General features: G+C 40.8%; 3 protein-coding genes. 2 read left to right on the top strand and 1 reads right to left on the bottom strand.

Annotation, left to right across the window (positions count from 1 at the left end):
• Nucleotides 1-157 precede the first annotated feature (157 nt).
• Both DXB52_RS15035 and aroE read left to right on the top strand, forming a co-directional pair.
• Nucleotides 158-943, top strand: a complete 786-nt coding sequence (locus DXB52_RS15035) for a shikimate kinase (RefSeq protein WP_118107971.1) — start codon at nt 158-160, stop codon at nt 941-943.
• 51 nt (nt 944-994) lie between these two features.
• On the top strand, nt 995-1,876 hold the full coding sequence (gene aroE / locus DXB52_RS15030; protein ID WP_015530150.1) for a shikimate dehydrogenase: 882 nt from the start codon (nt 995-997) through the stop codon (nt 1,874-1,876).
• A 157-nt stretch (nt 1,877-2,033) separates the two neighbouring features.
• Here the strand turns inward: aroE and DXB52_RS15025 are convergent, their stop codons facing one another.
• Nucleotides 2,034-3,233, bottom strand: coding sequence for a bifunctional metallophosphatase/5'-nucleotidase (locus tag DXB52_RS15025; RefSeq protein ID WP_207661771.1), 1,200 nt, complete (start codon nt 3,231-3,233; stop codon nt 2,034-2,036).
• Nucleotides 3,234-3,349: the final 116 nt, after the last annotated feature.

The following is a 3,349-nucleotide window of genomic DNA, read 5'->3' as shown; positions in this document are numbered from 1 at the left end:
TGCACCATAACATTTTGTCAAATATCTGTAAATAAAAGTATTTAATATTCCAAAAAGCTTTAGCGATTTAAAGCAGAAAATTGCTAAATTGTATTGTCGTATACAAAAACAGCTGTTATAATATTAAAAATGATAATCAGATAGGAATGGTGATAAAATGAGTCAGTTAGAAATATTAAGAGAGAATCTTGGCCAGTGTGATGAAATCATCCTGGATGCATTGCTTATGCGTAATCGTATTGTAGAAGATATCATGGCTTATAAGAAGTCCAATGATCTTCCAATCTTACAGCCGGAACAAGAGGCCAGACAGAAAGAATGGCTGGAAAAAAGAATGGAAAAAAAACGTCATAAAGCTGAAGTAGAAGACGTATTTGGAAGCATCACAATGAACAGTAAAAGAATCCAGTCCAGAAAATTGTTTAACTATAATATTGTGCTTATTGGATTCATGGGAGCTGGTAAAAGTACCATCTCAGAATTTTTGAAAAACTCCTTTGCAATGGAAGTAATCGAGATGGATCAGATCATAGCTGAAAGAGAAGGTATGACTATTTCCGATATTTTTGAAGTATATGGCGAACAGTATTTCCGTAACCTGGAAACCAACCTTCTTATCGAAATGCAGTCCAAAACGAATGTCGTGATTTCCTGCGGCGGTGGAACTCCAATGAGAGAATGTAATGTCGTTGAGATGAAGAAAAACGGACGTGTAGTTCTTCTGACTGCCAAACCAGAAACTATTCTGAACCGTGTCAAAGACAGCCATGACCGCCCGCTGATTGAAAATAACAAAACAGTTCCGTTTATTGCCGATCTTATGGAGAAACGCAGAGAAAAATATGAAGCAGCAGCGGATATTATTATTGAAACAGACGGAAAAGATGAATTGCAGATCTGCGAAGAACTGATTCTCAGACTGCGTCGGATGGATAATAAATAAAAAAACTTATGAAGTCGCATCTAAGATTCAGACCTAGAACAGGAGGAAAAAATGGAACAGCGAATTAAAGGAACAACAGGTTTATTAGCATTGATTGGAAGTCCAGTAGGACATTCAGGATCTCCTGATATGTATAACTTCTGCTTCCGTTATCATAATTTGGACTACAGCTACATGGCTTTTGACATCAAGGAAGATCAGGTACCGGCAGCATTGGATGCGATGCGTCTGTTCAAAATGAGAGGGTGCAATGTAACTATGCCATGTAAAACAGCAGCAGCCCAGAACATGGATGAGTTATCGCCTGCTGCAAGAATTATCGGTGCAGTGAATACAATTGTTAATGAAAACGGAAAACTGATCGGACACATGACAGATGGTATCGGTTTTGTGGAAAATCTAAGAGACCATGGCGTAGATGTAAAAGGAAAGAAACTGGTGATTTTAGGTGCAGGAGGAGCTGCTACAGCCATCCAGGTACAGTGTGCACTTGATGGAGCAACATCCATTTCCATCTTCAATCCAGACGATCCATTTCTTGATCGCGCAAAAGGCACAGCTGCTAAACTGAAAAACGAAGTACCAGATTGTAATGTTCAGGTATTCTGTCTGGATGATCCGGGAAAACTGAAAGAAGAAATTGAAAAAGCAGATATTCTGGTAAATGGAACACTGGTAGGTATGAAACCTCACGAAGATCGTTCTCCAATCACAGACAAATCTGTATTTCGTTCCGATCTGATTGTATGTGATGTTGTATATAATCCGGAAGAGACAAAACTTCTTCGGGAAGCAAAAGAAGCCGGTTGTGCAAAAACGATCGGTGGAAAAGGTATGCTTCTGTGGCAGGGCGTTGCGGCTTATAAATTATATACCGGCCTGGATATGCCTGTAGAAGAATATAAGAAATATCAGGCAGAAAACCAAAAATAAAACTGCTCCCAGTTAAGCAAACAATAAAAATATCATAGAAACATTTATAAACAAAAGCAGCGGAAGTCCTTGATTTTTAAGGGCTTCCGCACTTTTTGACCAGTTCTTAAAAGCAGATGTAATGTATTTCCTGCTTTTCTGGTGCCTTCATCTTAAATTATCTTTTATTTCCCTGAACCAGGCAGATACTTCCTGCTCCGCCACTGAGCAACAGTAGTATCATCCAGCAGAACAGTTCATTACTATCCGCTGTTTTCGGACTTTTTACTGAAGTTTTTGTTCCACTTGTCTGTTCTTTTTTCACCTCTGTTTTCACAGCTTCCGGCTGTTCTTTCGATGGCTGCTCCGGTACAGACGGTATGACAGGCACAGATGGATGTTCCGGTTCGACTGTCTCTTTGGTTGTCTGAATCATATTCTGCTTCGTTGCACTTGCAGTAACTGCATCGGAACCCTGTTCAAAAAATTGAATCAACAGCTCTTCGCAACAGGAATATTCTCCGATCTCCGCTGCATTGGCAAGCTGTGGATAGCTGTCAGAACCGGCAAGATAATTATTAACTGCTACAGTATACTCTTTTGTATCATCCAGCTCCTGCTCATCTTTTTGCACAGAAAGCACACGCTCCCCCGCCGGCTGTGCCGGATCGAAGCGGACGGTAATTCCACCAACCTGCAGATAACTTCCGCTGTCATTTGGCCACGCATCCCATTCACCACTGTCATTTGCAACAATACAGTTTTTCTGAATAGTAAGACTGCTCTCCAACATTTCCTTTATCTGTGCACCGGTCAGTTTCTTTGTCACTACATAGTTTCCATAAGGACTGACATTGATAACATCTCCATACGTTACCGTTCCGGCAGCGATAGAAGCACGGATTCCGCCAGCATTTTCAAAGGCTATATCAGCCCCTGTGGCAAGCAGGTACGCATCAGTTATGACATTTCCAAGATTTGTCTGTCCGATACGTATATGTTCCCAGACACCGTCCAATTCCACCGGTGAAGTACCGATGACACGATTCAGTACTGTCTCGTTTTCTGCTTTGATCTTATCCAATACATCTGTCACGGAAGCATCCTTCGGATAGTTCTGTGCTTCTTCATAATCGACAGATGTTTTCTCATAATCCACATGCACACTTCCATCCTCATCCATAGTACAGTTCAGATCGATCAGCCCCACACTATTTAAATAATGTCCACTTTCCGATACATAGGTTTTTGAACCGTCCGGTGTCATCACAGATTCACTGAGTTCAATATGTTCATGTCCACACAGCCACAAATCGACACCGTCCACCTGTGCAGCCACATTCTTTGGATCAAGCGTATGGGACAATGCGATCACCACATCACACCCTAGTATAATAATGATGTAGTCAATCAAGACTACTTGGTTAATAAGTTTCTATAAATCAGATAACAGAAGAAGGGGTTCTTCCTTCATCAGATGTTATCCGTAATAAT

Origin of the sequence: Ruminococcus sp. OM04-4AA (assembly GCF_003462585.1) — a bacterium.
Classification (GTDB): domain Bacteria; phylum Bacillota; class Clostridia; order Lachnospirales; family Lachnospiraceae; genus Mediterraneibacter; species Mediterraneibacter faecis.
The sequence above is the reverse complement of the archived record's forward strand: the minus strand, read 5'-3'. Positions and strand labels throughout refer to the sequence as shown.